Source organism: Bradyrhizobium brasilense, assembly GCF_029714345.1.
GTDB classification, from domain to species: Bacteria; Pseudomonadota; Alphaproteobacteria; order Rhizobiales; family Xanthobacteraceae; genus Bradyrhizobium; species Bradyrhizobium australafricanum.
Map to the genome: position 1 here is coordinate 4309182 of NZ_CP121669.1, position 22137 is coordinate 4331318.

Consider the following 22137-nt stretch of genomic DNA (forward strand, 5'->3'; position numbering starts at 1 on the left):
GAGCCGCAGATTACCGTTGGGAATAGGTACGGTACGGCCCTTTCGCCTGTCGGCCAGACCCGATATGAATTGCCTTTCATGGCGTTTCGCAACAACCGGGTGCCGGTCGCACGGACGTGAAGCGCGCCAACAACAAAGGTCCGTCGACCTAGCCTTTAGCCTGAAGCGTTTGGAGGAAGTCCATGGCAGCCAAGACAAAATTCCGAGGATCATTCACTGCCTTGGTGACGCCCTTCAAAAACGGCTCGGTGGACGAAGCCGCCTTCCGCGGCCTTGTGAACTGGCAGATCGCCGAGGGCACCCACGGCCTGGTGCCGGTCGGCACCACAGGCGAGAGCCCGACGCTGAGCCATGACGAGCACAAGCGGGTGGTCGAGTGGTGCATCGAGGAGGCCAAGGGCCGGGTGCCCGTGATCGCCGGTGCCGGCTCGAATTCGACCAATGAGGCGATCGAGCTCGCCGAGCACGCCGAGAAGGCCGGCGCCACCGCGGTGCTGGTCGTGACGCCGTACTACAACAAGCCGACCCAGGAAGGCATGTATCAGCACTTCAAGGCGATCAACGATGCGATCGGCATTCCGATCATCATCTACAACATCCCGCCGCGCTCGGTGATCGACATGTCGGTCGACACCATGAAGCGGCTATTCGAGCTGAAGAACATCGCCGGCGTCAAGGACGCCACCGCGAGCATGGTGCGGGTCTCGCAGCAGCGCGCGGCGATGGGCGAGGACTTCAACCAGCTCTCGGGCGAGGACGCCACCATCATCGGCTACATGGCCCATGGCGGCCATGGCTGCATCTCGGTGACCTCGAACGTCGCGCCGCGGCTGTGCTCGGAGTTCCAGACCGCCTGGCAGAAGGGCGACGTCACCACGGCACTGAAGATCCATGACAAGCTGATGCCGTTGCACACCAACCTGTTCATCGAGAGCAATCCGGCGCCGGTGAAGTACGCGATGTCCCTGCTCGGCAAGCTGGACGAGAAGCTGCGCCTGCCGATGGTGCCGGTCACCGAAGCGACCCGCCAGGCGGTCCGCAGCGCCATGGTCCACGCCGGCCTGATCAACTGAGCCGGACCGCGACCGCCGTGAACAGTGCCGTGCGCAATGTCGAACAGAAGGGGATGGGCATGCTGAAGGAATTCCGCGAATTCGCCATGAAGGGCAATGTCGTCGACCTCGCCGTCGCCGTCATCATCGGTGCGGCCTTCGGCGCGATCGTCACCTCGCTGGTCGGCGACATCATCATGCCGATCATCGGCGCGATTACGGGCGGACTCGACTTCTCCAACTACTTCACCGGGCTTTCCAAGGCCGTGAGCGCGACCAACCTCGCCGACGCCAAGAAGCAGGGCGCGGTGCTGGCCTGGGGCAGCTTCCTGACGCTGACGCTCAATTTCCTGATCGTCGCCTTCGTGCTGTTCATGGTCGTCCGCTTCATGAATCAGTTCAAACGCAAGGATGAGGCCAAGCCCGCCGAACCGCCGAAGCCGTCCGACGAAGTCGTGCTACTGACGGAAATCCGCGACCTCCTCAAGAAGAGCTAAAGTGGCCGAGAAGAACGAACGCCCGATCAAGGTTGTTGCCGAAAACCGAAAGGCCCGCTTCAACTACGCAATCGAGGACACGATCGAGGCCGGCATTTCGCTGACCGGCACCGAGGTGAAATCAATCCGCAACGGCAAGAGCACGATCGCGGAATCCTATGCGGATTCCAAGAACGGCGAGATCTGGCTGATCAACGCCAATATTCCTGAATATCTGCAGGCCAACCGCTTCAACCACGAGCCGAAGCGGCCGCGGAAGCTGCTGCTGCATCGCAAGCAGATCAACAAGCTGCTCGGCGCGGTCGACCGCGAGGGCATGACGCTCATTCCGCTGAAGCTGTATTTCAACGAGCGCGGCCGTGCCAAACTGCTGCTTGCGGTCGCCAAGGGTAAGAAGCTGCACGACAAGCGCGAGACCGAGAAGAAGCGCGACTGGAGCCGCGAGAAGGGCCGCCTGATGCGGGCGCGGGGATAGCACGGTGCGGAAACGGCGTCATTGCGATGACGGCGGTTGGAGAGGGTCCGATGAGCCAGAGCAGCCTCACTGACGTCGACTGGAGCAAGATCCCGGCGCCCACGGATGACGGCGGCGCGGCGCATCTGACCGGCATGACGATCCCGCCGGTCAGACTGCGTGCCACCGACGACACCGCGGTGGCGCTGTCGGCGCTCAAGGGCCGCACCGTGGTGTTCGCCTATCCGCGAACCGGGGAGCCCGGCAAGATCGGGCTGGTCGACGATTGGGACATGATCCCGGGCGCCCGCGGCTGCACGCCGCAGACCTGCGCGTTCCGCGACCTGTTCGCCGAGCTGAAGGCGGCCGGTGCTGCCCAGGTGTTCGGGCTGTCGACGCAAAGCAACGCGTACCAGACCGAGATGGCCTCGCGGCTGCATCTGCCGTTCCCGGTGCTGTCCGACGAAGCGCTGGAACTGACGCACACGCTGAAGTTGCCGACGATGTCGGTGGCGGGGCTGACCCTGATCAAGCGGCTCGCCCTTGTGATCGACGATGCGCGCATCAGCCACGTGTTCTATCCGGTGTTCCCGCCCGACCGAAACGCCGGAGACGTGCTGGAATGGCTGAAGGCCAATCCGCGGACGGACTAAAGCAATATGAAGTCATGGGCCGTCGCAGGGGCGCTGCCAAAATATCGAGAACAACCCCATGCAACGTAGCCGACGGCGGCCGGCGTTCGCCCAGGCAACTTGACACGTCGGGCAACTCAGGGGTATTTTCTATTATTCCGAATCCGCGCGAGTGTCCTGTGCATCTGCAGGCTTTGGATAGCGGTTCGCAAAGCGGATACCGGAAGGGGCGCTAGCCGAGCTCCTTGCGCACGGTCGCGAACACCTTGCGGAACATGTCGGTCGTCAACACGCCGGTGTTCGTGTTGTAGCGCGAGCAGTGGTAGCTGTCGTAGAGCTTGAATTTGCCCGCGCTATGCACGGCACCGTGCACAAAAGGCGCGGCCGCCAAGCGAACATCCAGCGCCTTGAGAGTCGATTCGTGGGCGATTCGTCCGAGCAGCACGATCGCGCGCAGCTTCGGCATCGTGGCGATGGTGGCGCGGAGGAATTGCCGGCAGGTGTTGATCTCGGCCGGCAGCGGCTTGTTCTGCGGCGGCACGCAGCGCACCGCATTGCTGATCCGGGCGTCGACCAGCTTCAGGCCGTCGTCCGGCCGCGCCTGATAGACGCCGCTGGCAAAACCATATTCGAGCAAGGTCGCGTAGAGCAGATCACCGGCGTAGTCGCCGGTGAAGGGACGGCCGGTGCGGTTGGCGCCCTGCATGCCCGGCGCGAGGCCCACGATCAACAACCGCGCATTCGGATCGCCGAACGATTCCACCGGCGAGTTGAACCAGTCCGGATGCAGTGCGCGCGCCTGCGCGCGGAAGTCGGCCAGCCTGACACAAAGCTGACAGTTGCTGTCGGGGCGCGTAGCAGCAGCGACGAGATTACTCGTCGAAATCGTCATCGGCTCCCCGTGGGGCCATGGTGGTCGCGCGCTGCAGGAATTGCGGGGAGTGGTGACGCGGTTCGCGCGGGGCCGGGCGTTCGGACGGATCACGGCCAAGCTTGGATTGCAACTCGACAAGGTCGGTGAAGACGTCGGCTTGGCGGCGCAGCTCGTCGGCGATCATCGGCGGCTGGCTGGCGATGGTGGAGATGACCGTGACGCGAACGCCGCGGCGCTGCACTGCTTCCACCAGCGAACGGAAGTCGCCATCGCCGGAAAACAGAATCATCTGATCGATGTGCTCGGCGAGTTCCATGGCATCGACGGCGAGCTCGATGTCCATGTTGCCCTTCACCTTGCGGCGGCCGCTGGCGTCGATGAATTCCTTGGTCGCCTTGGTGACGACGGTGTAGCCGTTGTAATCGAGCCAGTCGATCAACGGGCGGATCGACGAATACTCCTGATCCTCGATGATCGCCGTGTAGTAGAACGCACGGAGCAGGGTGCCCCGACTCTGGAACTCCTTGAGGAGGCGCTTGTAGTCGATGTCGAAGCCCAGCGTCTTTGCGGTGGCGTAAAGATTCGCTCCGTCGATGAAGAGCGCGATCTTGTTGGAAACAGGTGACGACATCAAAGTGTTCTCGCGTGGTTGTTAGTGTTCTTAGCGCGGCGGTGATCAACCGCGCGCAATTTCCGGCGTTGCTGCCTAAAGTTCTGTGAATCTTTCCCCACGACAGTCACCACCGCAATTATGGTGAGGCGAGGGCAAAAAGCCTAGACCCTTGACATTGCAATGAAGAGATTTACTCGCCTGGGACAGCAACCTGGCCATGTCGTCAGACGCTCCGGCCCTTCTGGCCCCCGTCAGACCGGGTTATCAGAGCCTGTTCGGAAGGCAAATCACAAATTTTGCCTTGCGAAACCGGGGCTAGGCCTATAACTAACCCTCATAACCTACATGTTCGGTCCCTTTTACCACGGAGCGCCTCGAGATGGCTCGCGTCACCGTCGAAGATTGCATTGACAAGGTCGACAATCGTTTCGACCTCGTCCTGTTGGCCGCGCATCGCGCCCGGATGATCTCGTCGGGATCGCAACTCACGGTTGATCGCGACAACGACAAGAATCCGGTCGTCTCGCTGCGCGAGATTGCCGATTCGACGATCTCGCCGGAAGACCTGAAAGAGGAACTCGTGCACTCCCTGCAGAAGTTCGTCGAGGTCGACGAGCCCGAGCCCGACACCGTGCCGCTGATCGGTTCCGCCGGTGCCAGCGTCGACGCCGACGACACCGAGGTCGCGGTCGAGCGGATGACCGAGGAAGAGCTGCTGAAGGGCCTCGAGGGTCTGGCGCCCCCGGAGGAGCAGCCCGAGGAAGACGAGTAAGCTCGCCGTCGTTTCGAACAGATTTGCCGAAGGCCCGGACATTGCTCCGGGCCTTTGCTTTTGTTGACAATTTTGCTGTTACGGTGCGTCCTATGCGGACGCGGGAAATTGAATGGTTCCAGGGCCCGCGCGGGGTGCTGCTTCATTGGAAAGCGCACTAGATTGAGGAAAGGTGGGACGTTCCGGTCCCGCGCGAGAGGCAGCGAGTTCATGGCGTATCGACGCCGCAGTTCCATCCAGATGCAGGCTGCAACCGAAACGGTCGCGGTGGCGCCGACGTCGTCCACGGCGGAGAGGCCGGCCAAGCCGCGGACGCGAATGATGCGACAATATGACCTTGTCGAGCGCGTCCGCTCCTACAACCCTGACACCAACGAAGACCTGCTCAACCGCGCCTATGTCTACGCCATGAAGGCGCACGGCACGCAGACCCGTGCCTCCGGCGATCCCTATTTCTCGCATCCGCTCGAGGTCGCCGCGATCCTCACCAACCTCAAGCTCGACGACGCCACGATCGTGGCGGCGCTGCTGCACGACACGATCGAGGATACCGAGGCGACGCGGGCCGAGATCGACAATGTGTTCGGCCACGAGATCGGTGCGCTGGTCGAAGGCCTGACCAAGCTGAAGCGGCTGGAACTGGTGTCGCGCGAGGCCAAGCAGGCCGAGAATTTGCGCAAGCTGCTGCTTGCGATCGCCGACGACGTTCGCGTGCTGCTGATCAAGCTCGCCGACCGGCTGCACAACATGCGCACGCTGGAATTCGTGCCGCCGGCCTCGCGCCGCCGCATCGCCGAGGAGACGCTGGATATCTATGCGCCGCTGGCCGGCCGCATGGGTATGCACGAGATGCGCGAGGAGCTCGAGGACCTGTCGTTCTTCGTGCTCGATCCCGAGGCCTATGCGGTGGTCAAGCAGCGGCTCGACTCACTGGCCGAGCGCAACCGCAATTTGATCGGCGAGATCGAAACCCAGCTCTCCAAGAATTTGCAGAAGAACGGCATCACCGCGCGGGTGTTCGGCCGCCGCAAGCAGCCGTTTTCGATCTGGACCAAGATGGAGCGCAAGTCGGTCGGCTTCGAGCAGCTGTCCGATATCTACGGCTTCCGCATCATCCTCGACGATGTCGGCGCCTGCTACCGCGCGCTCGGCATCGTCCACACCACCTGGCCGGTGGTGCCGGGCCGCTTCAAGGACTACATCTCGACCCCGAAGCAGAACGACTACCGTTCGATCCACACCACGGTGATCGGGCCGGGCAAGCAGCGCGTCGAGCTGCAGATCCGCACCGAGGACATGAACCAGATCGCCGAGTTCGGTATCGCCGCGCATGCCTTCTACAAGGAGGGCGCGGGCTCGCCGCACGAGCGGCTGAAACATGAGTCCAACGCCTTCGCCTGGCTGCGCCACACCATAGGCATCCTCTCGGAAAGCGCCAATCCGGAAGAATTCCTCGAGCACACCAAGCTCGAGCTGTTCCACGACCAGGTGTTCTGCTTCACGCCGAAGGGCAAGCTGATCGCGCTGCCGCGCAACGCCAACGTGATCGATTTCGCCTATGCCGTGCACACCGGCGTCGGCAACAGCGCGGTCGGCTGCAAGATCAACGGCAAGTTCGCGCCGCTGTCCTCCGAGCTGCAGAACGGCGACGAGGTCGAGGTGCTGACCTCGAAGGCGCAGTCGGCGCCGCCGTCGGCCTGGGAAGCGCTCGCCCGCACCGGCAAGGCGCGGGCCGCGATCCGCCGTGCCACCCGCGACGCGGTGCGCGACCAATATGCCGGCCTCGGCCGCCGCATCGTCGACCGCCTGTTTGCCCGCGCCAAGATCGAATACGCCGACGACAAGCTGAAGGGCGCGTTGCCGCGGCTCGCGCGCGGCTCGATCGAGGACGTGATGGCCTCGGTCGGGCGCGGCGAGATCAAGGCCTCCGACGTCGCGCGCGCGATGTATCCCGATTACAAGGAAGAGCGGCTGGTGCGCTATGGCGCCAAGAAGGGTCTCGCCGCCAAGCTGAAGACGCAGAACCCGCCGCATCCGGCGCGCGCCACCTCGGTGATCCCGGTGCGCGGCATCAATTCCGACCTGCCGGTGAAGTTCGCGCCGAACGGCGGTGCGGTGCCGGGCGATCGGATCGTCGGCATCGTCACGCCGGGCGAGGGGATCACGATCTATCCGATCCAGTCGCCGGCGCTGAAGGATTTCGAGGAGGAGCCGGAGCGCTGGCTCGACGTGCGCTGGGATATCGACGAGACCATGCCGCAGCGTTTCCCGGCCCGCATCCTGGTCCATAATGTCAACGAGCCCGGCAGCCTCGCCCAGATCGCGACCGTGATCGCCGAGCACGACGGCAATATCGACAACATCCACATGTCGCGCCAATCGCCTGATTTCACGGAGCTGACCATCGATCTTGAGGTCTATGACCTCAAGCATCTCAGCGCTATCATCGCCCAGTTGCGCGCCAAGGCCGTCGTCGCTCGGGTCGAGCGCGTCAATGGGTAACGTCTCGTCGTTGCCGGGCTTGACCCGGCAATCCATCTTTCCAAAAGGATGGATGCGCGGGTCAAGCCCGCGCATGACGGGCTAGATTGCAGGTCAAAGAGATGTCCAAAACTCCGCCGCTGCGTCTCGGTATCAATGTTGATCACGTCGCCACTCTGCGCAACGCCCGGGCCGGAGCGCGGCCCGATCCGGTGCGGCTGGCGCTTGCCGCGATCGCGGCCGGCGCCGACGGCATCACCGCGCATTTGCGCGAGGATCGCCGCCACATCCGCGATGAGGACATGGCGCGGCTCAAGGCCGAGATCTCTAAGCCGTTGAATTTCGAGATGGCGGCGACCGACGACATGTTGCGGATCTCGCTCGCCACCAAGCCGCACGCGGTTTGCCTGGTGCCGGAACGGCGCCAGGAGCTCACCACCGAAGGCGGCCTCGACGTCGTCGGCCAGCACAACGCGCTGGCGCCGTTCATCGCGCGGCTCAATGACGCCGGCATCCGCGTCTCGCTGTTCATTGCCGCCGATCCCAGGCAGATCGAGATGGCCGCGAAGCTGAAGGCGCCCGTGATCGAGATCCACACCGGCGGCTGGTGCGACGCCGTGGTCGACGGCCACAAGGACAAGGCGGAGGCCGAATGGAAGCGCATCGTTGCCGGCGCCAGGCTCGCGCAGGCGGCCGGGCTCGAGGTCCATGCCGGTCACGGGCTCGACTATGACACCGCGGAGACGATTTCCGCGCTACCCGAAATCCGGGAGTTGAACATCGGTTATTTCATGATGGGCGAGGCGCTGTTCGTCGGCATCGCCGGAACGGTGCGTGAGATGCGTGCGGCGATGGACCGCGGCCGCGCCAGGGCGCAGGGTGGCGTCAGCGCATGATCATCGGCATCGGCTCCGACCTGATCGACATCACCCGGGTGGCCAAGGTGATCGAGCGCCATGGCGAGCGATTCCTCGATCGCATCTTCACCGACGCCGAGCGCGCGAAGGCGATGCGCCGCGCCAACAACGAGAAGATGGTGGTCGCAACCTACGCCAAGCGCTTCGCCGCCAAGGAAGCCTGCTCCAAGGCGCTCGGCACCGGTATCCGGCGCGGGGTGTGGTGGAAGGACATGGGCGTCGTGAACCTGCCGGGCGGGCGGCCGACGATGCGGCTGACCGGCGGGGCGCTGGCCCGGCTGCAGGAACTGACGCCCGAGGGCATGCAGGCGCAGATCGACCTTTCGATCACCGACGATTGGCCGTTGGCCCAGGCCTTCGTCATAATTTCGGCGGTTGCCCCCGCCAGATGATCCCGCGGTGCCGGATTCTGCCGGAAAACTTCAGCAAACTAAAAAATCATTGATATTTCAATGAATTGCGAAGTTTTGAGGCGGCGATTGATTGCGCCCCTGCGAACAACCGTCTAAAACGCCGCAGGGTTATATCGAGCGAGACGCTGATTCCGGGTTTAGGCCGGAATTTGCCCTCAAGATCAGAATCAAGGCCATTTTCCTCACGCGAAGGCCGAACGCTTCGCGCGAAGAGAACGTTCTGCCACCGCGTGGACATCAGTCCACGGGAATTGGGAAAGCAATGAGCGTGACCACCGGGACCAAATCTGAAAGCGGCTTGGGCGAGACCATCCGCGTCGTCATCCATGCTCTTCTGATCGCGCTCGTCATCCGCACCTTCCTGTTCCAGCCGTTCAACATCCCCTCCGGGTCGATGAAGGCGACGCTCCTGGTCGGCGACTACCTGTTCGTCTCGAAATATTCCTATGGCTACAGCCACTATTCGATCCCGTTCTCGCCGAACATTTTCTCGGGCCGCATCTTCGGTTCGGAGCCGAACCGCGGTGACATCGTGGTGTTTCGGCTGCCGCGGGATGACTCCACCGACTACATCAAGCGCGTCATCGGGCTGCCCGGCGACCGCATCGAGGTCAAGAGCGGGCTGCTCTACATCAACGATGAGCCGATCAAGCGGGAGCGGCTGAGCGACTTTGTCGGCGAGGATCCCTGCGGCTCGGCGGATGCGACCGCCCGCGTCAAGCGCTGGAAGGAGACGCTGCCGAACGGCGTCAGCTATGAAACGCTCGACTGCACCGACAACAGCTACATGGACAACACCATCGTCTACACCGTTCCGCCCGGGCATTTCTTCATGATGGGCGACAACCGCGACAACTCCACCGACAGCCGCTTCCTGTCGCAGGTCGGCTACGTGCCGTTCGAGAACATCATCGGGCGAGCCCAGATGATCTTCTTCTCGATCGCCGAGGGCGAGCAGGCCTGGATGATCTGGCGCTGGCCGCTTGCCGTGCGGTGGAATCGCCTATTCTCTATCGTGCGATGAACGACGATACCGCATCCATCAACGATCCTGCGCCGACCGGCGAGCCGAGCCAGACGCCTGCCGCCGACAGCACAGCCGCGCCGAAGAAGCGGCGCAGCAAGGCGGTCAAGGCCGCTGAGGAGAAGGCCGCGATCGCGGGCACCGAGGCGCGGATCGGGTACACGTTCCAGGATCCCGCGCTGCTGACCACTGCGTTCACCCACGTGTCCGCGCTGAAGCCCGCCACCCGCAACCGCGCCGATAGCTACCAGCGGCTGGAGTTCCTCGGCGACCACGTGCTCGGGCTGATCGTATCGGACATGCTGTTCCGGTCGTTCCCCAAGGCCGACGAGGGCGAATTGTCGAAGCGGCTCGCCGACCTCGTGCGCAAGGAGAGCTGCGCCGACGTCGCCAAGGCGCTCGGGCTGCTCGAGGACATCAAGCTCGGCATGGTGAAGGCGGTCGAGGGCGCCCGGCTGCGCAAGTCCGTGCTCGGCGATATCTGCGAAGCGGTGATCGGGGCGATCTTTCTCGACGGCGGCTATGATGCCGCACGCCAGTTCGTCGAGCGCAACTGGACCGAACGGATGCACAAGCTGCGCCGGCCGCTGCGCGATCCCAAGACCGTGTTGCAGGAATGGGCACAGGGCAAGGGGCTGCCGACGCCGGTCTATCGCGAGGTCGAACGCACCGGCCCGCATCACGATCCACAATTCCGCGTTGCGGTCGACCTGCCGGGCCTGGCCTCCGCCGAGGGCCTCGGCGGTAACAAGCGCGCGGCCGAGAAGGCGGCGGCATCCGCGATGATCGAGCGCGAAGGCGTCGGCACCAATGACTGACGAGGCCAAAGGGCAAGGGGACGCGACGCGCTGTGGCTTCGTCGCGCTGATCGGTGCGCCCAATGTCGGCAAGTCGACGCTGGTCAATGCGCTGGTGGGCTCCAAGGTCACGATCGTTTCGCGCAAGGTGCAGACCACGCGCGCACTGATCCGCGGCATCGTGATCGAGGGCAACGCGCAGATTATCCTGGTCGACACGCCCGGCATCTTCGCGCCGCGGCGCCGGCTTGACCGCGCCATGGTGTCGACCGCCTGGAGCGGCGCGCACGACGCCGATCTCGTCTGCGTGCTGCTCGATGCGAAGTCGGGCCTCGACGAAGAGGCCAACGCGATCCTGACCAAGCTCGACACCGTCGCGCATCCGAAGATCCTGGTGCTGAACAAGGTCGATCTCGTGCAGCGCGAGAAGCTGCTGGCGCTGGCGCAGGCCGCCAACGAGCGGATGCGCTTCGAGCACACCTTCATGATTTCGGCGCTATCCGGCGACGGCGTTGCTGATTTGCGCCAGACGCTCGCCAAGCTGGTGCCGGCGGGGCCGTTCCTCTATCCCGAGGACCAGATGTCGGATGCGCCGATGCGGCATCTGGCGGCCGAGATCACGCGCGAGAAGATCTACAGCCATCTGCATCAGGAACTGCCGTACCAGTCGACGGTCGAGACCGACAGCTGGACCGACCGCAAGGACAAGTCGATCCGCATCGAGCAGACGATTTTTGTCGAGCGCGAGAGCCAGCGCAAGATCGTGCTCGGCAAGGGCGGCGCCACCATCAAGTCGATCGGCGCGCAGGCGCGTGCCGAGATCGCCGAGATCATGGGCGTCCCCGTGCATCTGTTCCTGTTCGTCAAGGTGCGCGAGAACTGGGGTGACGATCCCGACCGCTACAAGGAAATGGGACTGGAATTCCCCAAGGAATAAGAGTCGACGCTTGCATGAACGTGCCCAGAAACGTGCTGTGGTTTGAGGTTCTGCTCTATATGTCGCTGACGCTGGATGCGCTGTCGGTGGCGTTCCAGGACCGCACGCCGACCGCTTTGAAGACCGAGCAGGTGATCATGGGTGAGACCCTGACGGCCGGCTGCATGATCCTGCTCCTGATGTATTTCGTCCGGCTTGCCGCGCAGCACCGCAAGAACTGGCCGCGCTGGGCGCTGCTCGCGGTGCTCGTGTTGTCGGTGATGTCCCTGCTGCAGGTCATCGGTGCAAGGGGCATGGAGATCGACAGCGCCATCGAGGTGGTGTCGTGCATCCTGACCACGGCCGGGCTGTATTATTCCTTCACCGGCGACGCGCGGGGCTGGTTCAACGCGTAGCGAATGACGCGTGCGGAAAGCTGCGTTCATCCGCGGAATCCTGCTAGACTCCGCACATGGAATGGACCGACGAAGGCATCGTGCTGGGCGTGCGGCGGCATGGCGAATCCTCCGCCATTGTCGAGCTGCTGACGCGCGAGCACGGCCGCCATCTCGGCCTGGTGCGCGGCGGCGCCAGCTCGCGGATGCGGCCGCTGCTGCAGCCCGGCAACAGCGTCACCGCGGTGTGGCGGGCGCGGCTCGACGAGCATCTCGGCATGTATGCGCTGGAAGGCACGCGGCTGCGCGCGGCGACGCTGCTCGGCTCGTCGCATGCGGTCTATGGTGTCACGCATCTGGCGGCGCTGGCCCGGCTGCTGCCCGAGCGCGATCCGCATGAGGACATCTACGAGATGCTGGAGGGGACGCTCGACGATTTCGAGGACGCAGGCGTTGCCGCCGTGCATCTGATCCGGTTCGAGCTCGCCATGCTGACCGAGCTCGGCTTCGGGCTCGACCTGGAAAACTGCGCGGCCAGCGGGGAGACCACCGACCTGATCTACGTGTCGCCGAAATCCGGCGGCGCGGTGTCGCGCGCCGCCGGCGAGCCGTGGCGCGACCGGCTGTTGCCGCTGCCGGCGTTCCTGCGCGAAGGCGAGGGCGGCGCCAACAGCTGGTCGGACCAGGACCTGCTCGACGGCTTCCAGATCACCGGCCTGTTCTTGCTCCGCCACGTGCTGGAGCCCCGCGGCCAGGGCCATTCCGACGCCCGCGCCGGATTTATCAACGCCGTGACGAGGCGGCGGGGCCGGAGCGCGGTTCCGTAAGGCCGATTCGGGCCTTAAATTCCCGCTGATTCGCGGCTTGCCCGATTCAGCGCCAAGGTTTAACGCCTCCCCATGGGAAAACGACAGATACCGCCGGAAGAGCCGGCCGAAATTCACGAGGTGCCGCTGCGTGATGCGCTCGAGGAGCGCTATCTCGCCTATGCGCTCTCGACCATCATGCACCGCGCGCTGCCTGATGCCCGCGACGGGCTGAAGCCGGTGCACCGGCGCATCCTCTACGGCATGGACCTGCTCGGGCTCGACCCGCGCGCCGCATTCAAGAAGTCGGCCAAGATCGTCGGCGACGTGATGGGCTCGTTCCATCCGCATGGCGACCAGGCGATCTATGACGCCATGGTGCGCCTGGCGCAGGATTTCTCCTCGCGCTACCCGCTGGTCGACGGCCAGGGCAATTTCGGCAATATCGACGGCGACAACCCGGCCGCCTACCGCTACACCGAAGCGCGCATGACCGAGGTCGCGCGCCTCTTGCTCGAAGGCATCGACGAGGACGGCGTCGAGTTTCGTCTCAACTATGACGGCCAGTCGAAAGAGCCGGTGGTGCTGCCGGGCGGCTTCCCGAACCTGCTCGCCAACGGCGCGCAGGGCATCGCGGTCGGCATGGCGACCTCGATCCCGCCGCACAACGCCGCCGAGCTCTGCGACGCCGCGCTGCATCTGATCGAAAAGCCCGACGCCAAATCGAAGGCGCTGCTGAAATGGGTCAAGGGCCCGGACTTCCCGACCGGCGGCATCGTGGTCGATTCCAAGGAAGCGATCGTCGAGGCCTACACCACGGGGCGCGGCTCGTTCCGCACCCGTTCGCGCTGGACCCAGGAGGAGGGCGCCCGCGGCACCTGGGTGGTCGTCGTCACCGAGATCCCGTGGCTGGTGCAGAAGTCGCGGATCGTCGAGAAGATCGCCGAGCTCATCAACGAGAAGAAGCTGCCGCTGGTTGCCGACGTCCGTGACGAGTCGGCCGAGGACGTCCGGCTCGTGATCGAGCCGAAATCGCGCACCGTCGATCCGGCGCTGATGATGGAGTCGCTGTTCCGGCTGACCGAGCTGGAAAGCAAGATCTCGCTGAACCTCAACGTGCTGATCAAGGGCCGCATCCCCAAGGTGGTCGGCCTTGCCGAGTGCCTGCGCGAATGGCTCGACCATCTGCGCGACGTGCTGGTCCGGCGGACCAAATTCCGCAAGACCCAGATCGAGCACCGCCTGGAAGTGCTGGGCGGCCACCTCGTCGCCTATCTGAACCTCGACAAGGTGATCAAGATCATCCGGACCGAGGACGAGCCGAAGCCGGTCTTGATGAAGACCTTCAAGCTGTCAGAGATCCAGGCCGATGCCATCCTCAACATGCGCCTGCGCAATCTGCGCCGCCTGGAGGAGATGGAGATTCGCACCGAGGACAAGGATCTTCGCAAGGAGCTGAAGGGCATCGAGGGCCTGCTCGCTTCCGAGACCGAGCAATGGGCCAAGGTCAGCGATCAGGTGCGCAAGGTCCGCGACATCTTCGGACCGAAGACGCCGCTCGGCAAGCGACGCACCACCTTCGCCGATGCGCCCGAGCATGACCTCGCCGCGATCGAGGAAGCGCTGGTCGAGCGCGAGCCGTGCACCGTCGTGATATCAGAGAAGGGCTGGGTGCGGACGCTGAAGGGCCATGTCGAGGATCTCTCCGGCCTTGCCTTCAAGACCGACGACAAGCTCGAGCATTCGTTCTTTGCCGAGACCACCTCGAAGCTGTTGCTGTTCGCGACCAACGGCAAGTTCTACTCGCTCGACGTGGCAAAGCTGCCTGGCGGCCGCGGCCATGGCGAGCCGATCCGCATGTTCATCGACCTCGAGCAGGACGCCGCGATCATCTCGCTGTTCGTCAACAAGGGCGAGCGCAAGTTCCTGATCGCGAGCAGCGAAGGGCAGGGCTTCATCGTCAAGGAAGAGGACTGCGTCGGCAACACCCGCAAGGGCAAGCAGGTGCTCAACGTCGAGATGCCGAACGAGGCCCGCGCGATCACGACCGTGAACGGCGACACCGTTGCGGTGATCGGCACCAACCACAAGATGGTGCTGTTCGGTCTCGACCAGGTGCCGGAGATGACGCGCGGCCGCGGCGTGCGCCTGCAGAAATACACCAGCGCGTCGCTGTCTGACGTTGCGGTGTTCGACGCCAAGGCCGGCTTGAGCTGGAAGGATTCCGCCGGCCGCGAGCACAGCATGACCATGAAGGAACTGGCCGACTGGCGCGGCAACCGCGCCGACGCCGGCCGGCTCGCCCACGGCCTGCCGAAGTCAAACAAGTTCAATCGCGGCGTGGAGTAGCGGTGTTGTAGCCCGGATGGAGCGCAGCGAAATCCGGGGCCGCTGTCGCATTGGACAACGATCCCGGATTGCGCTTCGCTCCATCCGGGGCTACGCCTTCGATCCGCGCGGTGTGATAGTATCCACATTTCACCGCGCTATAACCGTCGCCGACGACATCGGGCGACGGTTGCCATGGCGCACAATCACGACCACGATCACAGCGGTCATTCTCACGGACATGCCCACGCCGGGCATTCCCATGCCGGGCACAGCCACGCGCCCGACAGTTTCGGCACCGCCTTTGCGGTCGGCGCGTCGCTGAACACCGCTTTCGTCGTCGCGGAGTTGATCTTCGGCTATTCCGCCAACTCGCTGGCGCTGGTCTCCGACGCGGTTCACAATCTCTCCGACGTCATCGCGCTGCTGCTGGCCTGGGGCGGGGCATGGCTCGCCGGCAGGCGGCCGACCGATACCCACACCTATGGCTACCGTCGCGCCTCGATCCTGGCGGCGCTGTTCAATGCCGGGTTGCTCCTGATCGCGGTCGGCGGCATCGCGGTCGAGGCCATCAACCGCTTGCGCGAGCCGGCGGAGGTCGCAAGCTGGACCGTGGTCTGGGTCGCGGCGCTCGGCATCCTGATCAATGGCGGCACCGCGCTGCTGTTCATGCGCGGCCGCGACAGCGATCTCAATGTCCGCGGTGCCTATCTGCACATGGCGGCGGATGCCGGCGTTTCGCTCGGCGTCGTGATCGCCGCGCTGCTGATCATGGCGACCGGCTGGCAGTGGCTCGATCCGGCGATCAGCCTGGTCATCGCCGTGGTGGTGCTGCTGAGCGGCTGGGAGCTCGCCCGCGACAGCGTCAACCTCGCGCTCGACGCGGTGCCGAGGGGGATCGATCTCAAGCAGGTGCGGGATTATCTCGCCGCGCTCGAAGGCGTCACCGAGGTGCACGACCTGCACATCTGGGCGATGAGCACCAGCGAGACCGCGCTGACCGCGCATCTGGTGCGGCCCGGCGGACACGATGATGTCTTCCTGCATCACGTCTGCGCCGAGCTCTCGGAGCGCTTCAGCATCCACCACGCGACGCTGCAGGTCGAGATCAGCAGCGAGACCTGCCGGCTGGCGCCGGCGGAGATGGTCTAGCCTAGGCAGCCGCGATCCACTCGCATTCAATTGATCGCTCGGCCCACGTCCACGTCTTCCGCAGGCGGCGACGACACGGCACATTGCGACCGCGCGAACGGCCGGCGTGATCAACGGAGGGCGACGTGAAGAAGGCAATCGGTCTTGCAATGTTGTTCTTCGCCGTGGGCGCGCTGCCGCATGCGGACGCCGAGCCGGCGAAGTCGGGCGTCGAGAAGCTCTACATCCTCAACTGCGGCGAAGGCGTTGCCGGCGACATTTCACGCTGGTCGCCCGGCGTCAATGAAGGCAAGTCGATGGACTTCGTGGACAATTGCTACCTGATCAAGCATGCCCAGGGCTGGTTCCTGTGGGACACCGGGATTCCCGACGCGGTGGCGGCGATGCCGAACGGCCTTGCGCCGGCCGATCCCAAGGCGGTCACCTGGCGTCGGCCGAAGACGCTCGCCGCGCAGCTCGACCAGCTCGGCGTCAAGCCGTCGGACATCAAGGCGATCGCCGTGTCGCACACCCATCCCGATCACATCGGCAATGTCGAGCTGTTCCCGGCCGCGATGCTGTATGTGCAGAAGGCGGAATATGAATGGCCCGGCGCCAACAACGCGCCGCGCTTCAAGCCCGAGCATCCCGTGACCAAGCTCGAAGGCGACCGCGACGTGTTCGGCGACGGCAGCGTCACCATCCTGTCGACGCCGGGCCACACGCCCGGCCACCAGTCGCTGCTGGTGAAGCTGCCGAAGACCGGCGCGATCGTGCTGACCGGCGATGCCGTTCACTTCAGGGATAATTGGGACAATCGGCGCGCGCCGAGCATGAACGCCAGCAAGGAGCAGACGGTGGCTTCGATGCAGAAGATCGCCGACACGCTGACGAAAGACAAGGCGCAGCTCTGGATCAACCACGACAAGGCGCAGCGCGACGGGCTGAAGCTGTCGCCGGAGTTCTACGACTGAGCTGCTTTGGGACCGCGCGCTTTCGACCAGTTTCGAAAGATCTGCGCGGTCTCCTCGTCCATCGGAAAGAAGCTTTCGATGCGCAGCTCCTGCAGCGTGACGTCCTGCGGCGTCCCCAGCGTCGCGATCGTGGTGAACAGCTGCAGGCCGATGTCGCCCTTGCGGAACAGCATCGGCAGCACCGGTCCGGATGCGGGCCCGGTCGGCGCGGCCAAAGCGGCCTCGACATCGTCATAGGCCAGCAGCCGCTTGAGCAATTCCGCCGTCGCGGTGGTGCCGTCGGCGGCGGCATCGGCCTCGACGCTGCGGACGAAGTAGCCGGCCACCTCGGTCCAGTTGGTGAGATAGGGGCGCAATACGCCGGGCGCGACCAGTGCGTCGGCGAGATTGACCGCCGTGCCTGGCGCCAGCGGCCCGACCAGGAATTCCACCAGTTGGCTTGCGCCTGCATTGGCGAGCAGCAGATTCCAGTGCCGGTCAACCACGACCGCCGGGAAGGGCTCCTGCTGTGCCAGGATGAAATCGAGCGCGTAGCGGATCTGGGCGAGCTCCGGCGCGGCGAGGTCGGTCTGCCGCCAGACCGGCGCGAAGCCGGCCGCAACCAAGAGCGCGTTCTGCTGGCGCAACGGCACGTCGAGCGCCGCGGCAAGCCGGATCACCATGTCGCGGCTCGGTGCGGCGCGGCCGAGCTCGAGAAAGCTGAGATGGCGCTGGGAAATATCCGCGCGCCCGGCGAGCTCGAGTTGCGAGTGGCCCTTGCGCTGCCGCCACCAGCGCAGACTGGCCGAAAAATCGCGCTGCTGCGACATGAATACCTGTGAAGTAGTTGCCGGAATGATCTCGCCGGGCAAGATGCCACAAGCGAACCGAAAACGCATGGGGATCGGGATGGGCGAGTGGATCGGCGTTGCGATTGCCTTGGTCTCGAGCTGCCTCGGCGGCACCGCCGCGGCGATCACCCGTTACCTGGCGGGCAATGCCGACCCGATCACACTGGCGATCCTGCGCTGGGCGATCGGCTTTCTCTGCGTGCTTCCGGCGGCGATCCTGCTCGGCGCGAAGTGGCCGCGGCGCACGGACTTGCCGGCGGTCGCGGCGCTCGGCGTCGCCTTCTTCGGCGTGTTCTTCGTGCTTTACAATCTCGCGATGTCCTACACGACGGCGGCGCGCGCCAGCCTGGCGCTGGCGACCTTGCCGCTCTCCACCATGGTGGTCGGCGCCGTGCTCGGCATCGAGCCGCTGACGATGCGCAAATCGATCGGGGTCTCGATCGCGGTGCTCGGCGTGGCGGCGGCGCTGGCATCCGGGCTGGCGGCAGCGCCAGTGGGCGCATGGCGCGGCGAACTGATCATGGCCGCCGCGGTGCTCTGCATGGCCTTCTACAACGTGCTGTCGCGGCCGTTCATCCGCCGCTCCAGCGCGCTCGGTTTCCTTGCCGTCGGCATGGGCGCCGGCGCGGCCGCGCTGGTGGCGGTGGGATCGTTCACTGGCAGCCTGGCGACGCTGCGCGAGTTCGGCACGTCGCAATGGATCGCGGGGCTCTATCTTGGCATAGCCGGCGGCGCGCTGGCTTTCATCCTGTGGGTGCTTGCGCTCGAGCGGGCCTCGCCGACCCGCGTCGCCAACACCATGACGGTCAATCCGATCGCCGCCGGGCTGCTTGCGAAGCAATTGGTCGGCGAGCCGATCACGGCCAATCTGGTCGTCGGCCTGATCGCGGTCTTCGCCGGGATCTGGATCGCGACCTCGGAAACCAAATCGGTCTGATCAGCCGCGCGGGGCGGCAGGTGCGGTCGCCGGCGGGGCAGGCGAGTGCGTCGGCTTCAGCGTGCCGGCGTAGAACGACAGGACGAACACCAGGATAAGGCCGACAAGATAGACCCCATAGGATTGCGGCGGGGTGATCGCCCATTGCATGAGGCGTCGGATCGGGTTTGGCGGGCCAGCGTCGTTGTCCATGCGCTGTTTGTGCGCGAAGGGCCGGACAAAAGGAAGCGGAATCGGCGCCATTCAGCGGTCGTGTTCCGCGCGAAATGGTGAGGCGGGCGGCCTTGCAATGCCGCATTGGCGTCCGCATCTGTCACGTGACGACCAGCCCTTCCTCCCGCACCAATTGCCCGGCATAATCCAGCTTATGGAACTGACGCCCCGTTTGCGCCTCATGAATTGGCTGGTCCGCCAGGGTCTGACGGGCCTGCCGGAAAACGACCTGCTGCGCGGTTTCTGCGAGCGCTGCCGGGCCGCGGGCATGCCGCTGTCGCGGGCGATCGTCTTCATCGATACACTGCATCCGATCTTCGAGGGACGCGGTTTCCGCTGGAACGACGGCGAGAGCAACGAGGCCGACATATTCGAATACGGCTCGACCAGCACCGGCGAAGCCAGCCAGACCTGGCGGCGGTCGGCCTTCTATCACATGCTCGAAAACGGCCATGACGAGATAGTGATCGATCTCGCCGACACCTCGCACGATTTCTCGATGATCGGCGAGCTGGCGGAGAAGGGCCACAAGCATTTCGCCGCCTTCGTGCATCGCTTCGGCGAGGCCGGCACGATCGGCGAGATGGACTGCTTCTACTCCTACTACACCACCCGCCGCTCGGACGGGTTCGACGAGAACCATATGGCGGCGCTGCGCGACCTGGTGCCGGTGCTCGGGCTCGCGATCAAATCGGCTGCCCAGGTCGAGATCGCCCGCACGCTGGGGCGGGTCTATCTCGGCCGTGACACCGCGGAGCAGGTGCTGCGTGGACGCATGCAGCGCGGCATCACCGAGAAGATCAAGGCCGTGCTGTGGTACTCCGACGTGCGCGGCTCGACCGCGATCAGCGAGCGCATCGGCCCGGACGAGATCATTCCGTTCCTCAACGACTATGCGCAGGCCTCGATCGACGCGATCCATGACGCCGGCGGCGAGGTGCTGAAGCTGATCGGCGACGGCGTGCTGGCGATGTTCACCGGCGAGAACGTGGCAGGCGCGAAGCGGGCGGCGCTGCGGGCCGAGCACAGATTCCGGCATAACATCCGCGTGCTGAACGATCGCCGCGAGAACGAGGGCCGGCCGACCACCACGGCCTATGTCGGGCTCCATGTCGGCCAGGTGTTCTACGGCAATATCGGCAGCGAGGACCGGCTGGATTTCACGGTGGTCGGACCGGCCGTCAACGAGGTCAGCCGGATCGCGTCGATGTGCGCCTCGGTCGATCGGGAATTGCTGACCTCGACCGATTTCCGCACCGGGCTCGATGCCGCCGGCCGCAACTATCTGGTCTCCACCGGCCGCTTCGTGCTGCGCGGCATCGGCCATGCGCAGGATCTCTATACGCTCGATCCGGCGATTGCAGCCGACGAGGTCGTCGGCGGCAAATACGAACGGTACCTGGCGAGCTAGACCTTCCCGTCATTGCGAGGAGCTCGCGACAAAATTGCAGAGCAATTTTGCGCTGAAGCGACGAAGCAATCCATCCCTCCGCAAGTGGAGACATGGATTGCTTCGTGGAGCCTGTCATCGGGCGCGCATTCGCGCGACCCGTTGGCTCGCAATGACGTGGGTGGAGAGCCCGTTCAGCACCGCGCGGGTTCGCCGACCATGTCGGGCTGCCGTGTCAGCGACACCGCCGGCGACATCAGGATCACCAGCGCCTGGGCGGCGAAGATCGCGGCCGCGAGATAGAGGCAGGCTTCGGCGCCGTAGAGGCCGCCGACGATGGCGCCGAGCGCCGAGCCGAGCGGGCGGGCGCCGTAGCTCATGATGTTGATCGCCGAGACGCGACCGAGCAGCGAGGGCGGCGTCACCGACTGCCGCAGCGTGGTGGTCGAGATCACCCACAGGATCGGGCCGACGCCGAGCAGGAAGAAGCTGAAGCCCGCGAGCAGCGGCGTCGCAATCCAGGTCGTCAGCGCCATCACGGCCGCGGCGACAAAGCCGGTGACCGGTCCGAGCCCGATCACGGTGCCGAACGCCAGCCGCTTCATCACGCGGGTGGCGAACAGCGCGCCGACCACCATGCCGACGCCGTACATCGCAAGCGTGGTGCCGACACCGGTCGCGCTGAGCCCGAGATGACGCACCGCATAGGGCACGAACACGGCGAGCAGCAGGAACGACGCCGTGTTGAAGATGAACTGGGTGATGAACACCGGCCGCAGCAAGGCGTGGTGCATCACGAAGGCCGCGCCTTCCTTGATGTCCTGCAACGGATGGCGGCGCGGGGCAGGCTGCCGCGCCGGCTCGTAGATGCCGGCGAGCAGCACGACTGCGATCGCGGACAGCGCTGCGGCGAAGCCGAACGCGGGCGCGGCACCGACCCAGCCGACCAGCACGCCGCCGAGCGCGGGGCCGCTGGCGAACGCGACGGTACGCGCGAGCTCGATGCGGGCGTTCGCCGCCGGCAATTGCTGTGACGCCACCAGCGAAGGGACCAGCGCCGGCGCAGCGACGCTATAGGCGACCGTGCCGCAGACCGCGATGAAGCCGAGCAGCGCGAGCAGCGGCAGCGTCATCAGGCCGAGCCACAATAGCAGCAGGATCGCGGCAAGCGCGGCCGCGCGCAGCGCTTCGGAGCCCGCCATCACCCAGCGCCGCGACACGCGGTCGGCGAGCAGGCCGGCGGGGATCGCAAACAGGATGAAGGGCAGCGTCAGCGCGGTCTGCAACAAGCCGGTCTGGCCTTCGCCGACGCCGAGCAGCAGCACGGCGACGATCGGCGCAGCCGCTAGCGCAATCTGTTCGGCCGATTGCGCGGCAAGGTTGGACCAGGCCAGGCGGTTGAAGGTGGCCGGCAGGCGAGGCGTATCGGCGGACATGGCAGAATCCCTTGGGACATTCAATCTGGCCATAGTGTGTGGTTGGAAGGAGCCCGATCCCACCCGTTTCCCGATAACGCCAAACAAAAGGGCCCGCCGGAGAGGCGGGCTTTTCTGGTCGAAGTGAGATGGGGTTTAGCAGCCGCATCGGAGCCGTATTCCCTCTCCCGCTTGCGGGCAGGGCTATCGCAATTGGCCCTTGGCGACCGCGCAAGTGCTTGGCCTCGTGGTTCGAGACGCGCCGCAAGCGGCGCT

At 65.1% G+C, this 22137-nt stretch carries 23 protein-coding genes; 18 read left to right on the forward strand and 5 right to left on the reverse strand.

All coding sequences use genetic code 11. The features are described 5' to 3' along the window. The first annotated feature begins 182 nt into the window (after positions 1–182). The 4 genes from dapA to QA635_RS20195 are packed head-to-tail and all read left to right on the forward strand — an operon-like array spanning position 183 to position 2656. On the forward strand, positions 183–1073 hold the full coding sequence (dapA, locus tag QA635_RS20180; RefSeq protein WP_283071262.1) for a 4-hydroxy-tetrahydrodipicolinate synthase: 891 nt from the start codon (positions 183–185) through the stop codon (positions 1071–1073). Between the two features lie 59 nt (positions 1074–1132). Beyond that, positions 1133–1549 (forward strand): large conductance mechanosensitive channel protein MscL, encoded by a 417-nt coding sequence (mscL, locus tag QA635_RS20185; protein WP_283071716.1) that lies wholly within the window; start codon positions 1133–1135, stop codon positions 1547–1549. Between the two features lies 1 nt (position 1550). Continuing rightward, positions 1551–2024 carry an SsrA-binding protein SmpB gene (gene smpB, locus QA635_RS20190; protein WP_076834415.1) on the forward strand — a complete coding sequence of 158 codons (474 nt, stop codon included), beginning with the start codon at positions 1551–1553 and terminating at the stop codon, positions 2022–2024. 50 nt (positions 2025–2074) lie between these two features. Next, entirely contained in the window at positions 2075–2656 is a 582-nt protein-coding gene (locus QA635_RS20195; RefSeq protein WP_283071264.1) for a peroxiredoxin, read from the forward strand. A gap of 211 nt (positions 2657–2867) precedes the next feature. Here the strand turns inward: QA635_RS20195 and QA635_RS20200 are convergent, their stop codons facing one another. Beyond that, positions 2868–3527, reverse strand: a complete 660-nt coding sequence (locus QA635_RS20200) for a uracil-DNA glycosylase (RefSeq protein ID WP_225158901.1) — start codon at positions 3525–3527, stop codon at positions 2868–2870. Next, positions 3508–4140 carry a LabA-like NYN domain-containing protein gene (locus QA635_RS20205; protein ID WP_016844002.1) on the reverse strand — a complete coding sequence of 211 codons (633 nt, stop codon included), beginning with the start codon at positions 4138–4140 and terminating at the stop codon, positions 3508–3510. The genes QA635_RS20200 and QA635_RS20205 overlap by 20 nt, the downstream gene beginning before the upstream one ends. Before the next feature lie 361 nt (positions 4141–4501). On the opposite strand from QA635_RS20205, the gene rpoZ reads away from it, so the two are divergent. From rpoZ to QA635_RS20265, 12 genes are all read left to right on the forward strand, one after another. Further along, positions 4502–4894 (forward strand): DNA-directed RNA polymerase subunit omega, encoded by a 393-nt coding sequence (gene rpoZ / locus QA635_RS20210; protein ID WP_016844003.1) that lies wholly within the window; start codon positions 4502–4504, stop codon positions 4892–4894. Positions 4895–5104: 210 nt separating this feature from the next. After that, on the forward strand, positions 5105–7396 hold the full coding sequence (locus tag QA635_RS20215) for a RelA/SpoT family protein (protein ID WP_057020754.1): 2292 nt from the start codon (positions 5105–5107) through the stop codon (positions 7394–7396). 101 nt (positions 7397–7497) lie between these two features. Further along, positions 7498–8271 (forward strand): pyridoxine 5'-phosphate synthase, encoded by a 774-nt coding sequence (locus QA635_RS20220; protein ID WP_283071271.1) that lies wholly within the window; start codon positions 7498–7500, stop codon positions 8269–8271. Then, a complete protein-coding gene (gene acpS / locus QA635_RS20225) occupies positions 8268–8684 on the forward strand; it encodes a holo-ACP synthase (protein ID WP_092078078.1) in 417 nt (138 codons plus the stop codon). The genes QA635_RS20220 and acpS overlap by 4 nt, the downstream gene beginning before the upstream one ends. A gap of 283 nt (positions 8685–8967) precedes the next feature. Further along, positions 8968–9729, forward strand: coding sequence for a signal peptidase I (gene lepB, locus QA635_RS20230; protein WP_028333840.1), 762 nt, complete (start codon positions 8968–8970; stop codon positions 9727–9729). After that, a complete protein-coding gene (rnc, locus tag QA635_RS20235; RefSeq protein WP_225158903.1) occupies positions 9726–10547 on the forward strand; it encodes a ribonuclease III in 822 nt (273 codons plus the stop codon). The genes lepB and rnc overlap by 4 nt, the downstream gene beginning before the upstream one ends. Then, the gene (gene era, locus QA635_RS20240; protein ID WP_283071275.1) at positions 10540–11463 is read left to right on the forward strand and encodes a GTPase Era; all 924 of its coding nucleotides are present in this window, start codon (positions 10540–10542) and stop codon (positions 11461–11463) included. The genes rnc and era overlap by 8 nt, the downstream gene beginning before the upstream one ends. A gap of 14 nt (positions 11464–11477) precedes the next feature. Then, the gene (locus tag QA635_RS20245) at positions 11478–11858 is read left to right on the forward strand and encodes a hypothetical protein (RefSeq protein WP_283071277.1); all 381 of its coding nucleotides are present in this window, start codon (positions 11478–11480) and stop codon (positions 11856–11858) included. Positions 11859–11914: 56 nt separating this feature from the next. Further along, on the forward strand, positions 11915–12664 hold the full coding sequence (recO, locus tag QA635_RS20250; protein ID WP_283071279.1) for a DNA repair protein RecO: 750 nt from the start codon (positions 11915–11917) through the stop codon (positions 12662–12664). A gap of 72 nt (positions 12665–12736) precedes the next feature. Next, entirely contained in the window at positions 12737–14992 is a 2256-nt protein-coding gene (gene parC, locus QA635_RS20255; RefSeq protein ID WP_283071281.1) for a DNA topoisomerase IV subunit A, read from the forward strand. A gap of 174 nt (positions 14993–15166) precedes the next feature. Next, positions 15167–16123 (forward strand): cation diffusion facilitator family transporter, encoded by a 957-nt coding sequence (locus QA635_RS20260; RefSeq protein WP_283071282.1) that lies wholly within the window; start codon positions 15167–15169, stop codon positions 16121–16123. Between the two features lie 149 nt (positions 16124–16272). Next, complete coding sequence (locus QA635_RS20265) at positions 16273–17076, forward strand: N-acyl homoserine lactonase family protein (protein ID WP_283071718.1); 804 nt, start codon at positions 16273–16275, stop codon at positions 17074–17076. On the opposite strand, the gene QA635_RS20270 is transcribed toward QA635_RS20265, so the two are convergent. Next, positions 17067–17885, reverse strand: a complete 819-nt coding sequence (locus QA635_RS20270) for a helix-turn-helix domain-containing protein (protein ID WP_283071283.1) — start codon at positions 17883–17885, stop codon at positions 17067–17069. The genes QA635_RS20265 and QA635_RS20270 overlap by 10 nt on opposite strands. A gap of 79 nt (positions 17886–17964) precedes the next feature. On the opposite strand from QA635_RS20270, the gene QA635_RS20275 reads away from it, so the two are divergent. Beyond that, complete coding sequence (locus tag QA635_RS20275; RefSeq protein ID WP_283071284.1) at positions 17965–18843, forward strand: DMT family transporter; 879 nt, start codon at positions 17965–17967, stop codon at positions 18841–18843. Here QA635_RS20275 and QA635_RS20280 read toward each other — a convergent pair whose 3' ends face one another. Further along, on the reverse strand, positions 18844–19035 hold the full coding sequence (locus QA635_RS20280; protein WP_283071285.1) for a hypothetical protein: 192 nt from the start codon (positions 19033–19035) through the stop codon (positions 18844–18846). 175 nt (positions 19036–19210) lie between these two features. On the opposite strand from QA635_RS20280, the gene QA635_RS20285 reads away from it, so the two are divergent. Next, on the forward strand, positions 19211–20467 hold the full coding sequence (locus tag QA635_RS20285) for an adenylate/guanylate cyclase domain-containing protein (protein WP_076834391.1): 1257 nt from the start codon (positions 19211–19213) through the stop codon (positions 20465–20467). A gap of 173 nt (positions 20468–20640) precedes the next feature. Here the strand turns inward: QA635_RS20285 and QA635_RS20290 are convergent, their stop codons facing one another. After that, on the reverse strand, positions 20641–21882 hold the full coding sequence (locus tag QA635_RS20290) for an MFS transporter (RefSeq protein ID WP_283071287.1): 1242 nt from the start codon (positions 21880–21882) through the stop codon (positions 20641–20643). Between the last annotated feature and the right edge of the window lie 255 nt (positions 21883–22137).

Excerpts from the sequence above, each read along its gene's own strand:
- dapA (WP_283071262.1), top strand. The coding sequence starts at position 183 with ATGGCAGCCAAGACAAAATTCCGAGGATCATTCACTGCCTTGGTGACG.
- mscL (WP_283071716.1), top strand. The coding sequence starts at position 1,133 with ATGCTGAAGGAATTCCGCGAATTCGCCATGAAGGGCAATGTCGTCGAC.
- QA635_RS20195 (WP_283071264.1), top strand. The coding sequence starts at position 2,075 with ATGAGCCAGAGCAGCCTCACTGACGTCGACTGGAGCAAGATCCCGGCG.
- QA635_RS20200 (WP_225158901.1), bottom strand. The coding sequence starts at position 3,527 with ATGACGATTTCGACGAGTAATCTCGTCGCTGCTGCTACGCGCCCCGAC.
- QA635_RS20205 (WP_016844002.1), bottom strand. The coding sequence starts at position 4,140 with ATGTCGTCACCTGTTTCCAACAAGATCGCGCTCTTCATCGACGGAGCG.
- rpoZ (WP_016844003.1), top strand. The coding sequence starts at position 4,502 with ATGGCTCGCGTCACCGTCGAAGATTGCATTGACAAGGTCGACAATCGT.
- QA635_RS20215 (WP_057020754.1), top strand. The coding sequence starts at position 5,105 with ATGGCGTATCGACGCCGCAGTTCCATCCAGATGCAGGCTGCAACCGAA.
- QA635_RS20220 (WP_283071271.1), top strand. The coding sequence starts at position 7,498 with ATGTCCAAAACTCCGCCGCTGCGTCTCGGTATCAATGTTGATCACGTC.
- acpS (WP_092078078.1), top strand. The coding sequence starts at position 8,268 with ATGATCATCGGCATCGGCTCCGACCTGATCGACATCACCCGGGTGGCC.
- lepB (WP_028333840.1), top strand. The coding sequence starts at position 8,968 with ATGAGCGTGACCACCGGGACCAAATCTGAAAGCGGCTTGGGCGAGACC.
- rnc (WP_225158903.1), top strand. The coding sequence starts at position 9,726 with ATGAACGACGATACCGCATCCATCAACGATCCTGCGCCGACCGGCGAG.
- era (WP_283071275.1), top strand. The coding sequence starts at position 10,540 with ATGACTGACGAGGCCAAAGGGCAAGGGGACGCGACGCGCTGTGGCTTC.
- QA635_RS20245 (WP_283071277.1), top strand. The coding sequence starts at position 11,478 with ATGAACGTGCCCAGAAACGTGCTGTGGTTTGAGGTTCTGCTCTATATG.
- recO (WP_283071279.1), top strand. The coding sequence starts at position 11,915 with ATGGAATGGACCGACGAAGGCATCGTGCTGGGCGTGCGGCGGCATGGC.
- parC (WP_283071281.1), top strand. The coding sequence starts at position 12,737 with ATGGGAAAACGACAGATACCGCCGGAAGAGCCGGCCGAAATTCACGAG.
- QA635_RS20260 (WP_283071282.1), top strand. The coding sequence starts at position 15,167 with ATGGCGCACAATCACGACCACGATCACAGCGGTCATTCTCACGGACAT.
- QA635_RS20265 (WP_283071718.1), top strand. The coding sequence starts at position 16,273 with ATGTTGTTCTTCGCCGTGGGCGCGCTGCCGCATGCGGACGCCGAGCCG.
- QA635_RS20270 (WP_283071283.1), bottom strand. The coding sequence starts at position 17,885 with ATGTCGCAGCAGCGCGATTTTTCGGCCAGTCTGCGCTGGTGGCGGCAG.
- QA635_RS20275 (WP_283071284.1), top strand. The coding sequence starts at position 17,965 with ATGGGCGAGTGGATCGGCGTTGCGATTGCCTTGGTCTCGAGCTGCCTC.
- QA635_RS20280 (WP_283071285.1), bottom strand. The coding sequence starts at position 19,035 with ATGGACAACGACGCTGGCCCGCCAAACCCGATCCGACGCCTCATGCAA.
- QA635_RS20285 (WP_076834391.1), top strand. The coding sequence starts at position 19,211 with ATGGAACTGACGCCCCGTTTGCGCCTCATGAATTGGCTGGTCCGCCAG.
- QA635_RS20290 (WP_283071287.1), bottom strand. The coding sequence starts at position 21,882 with ATGTCCGCCGATACGCCTCGCCTGCCGGCCACCTTCAACCGCCTGGCC.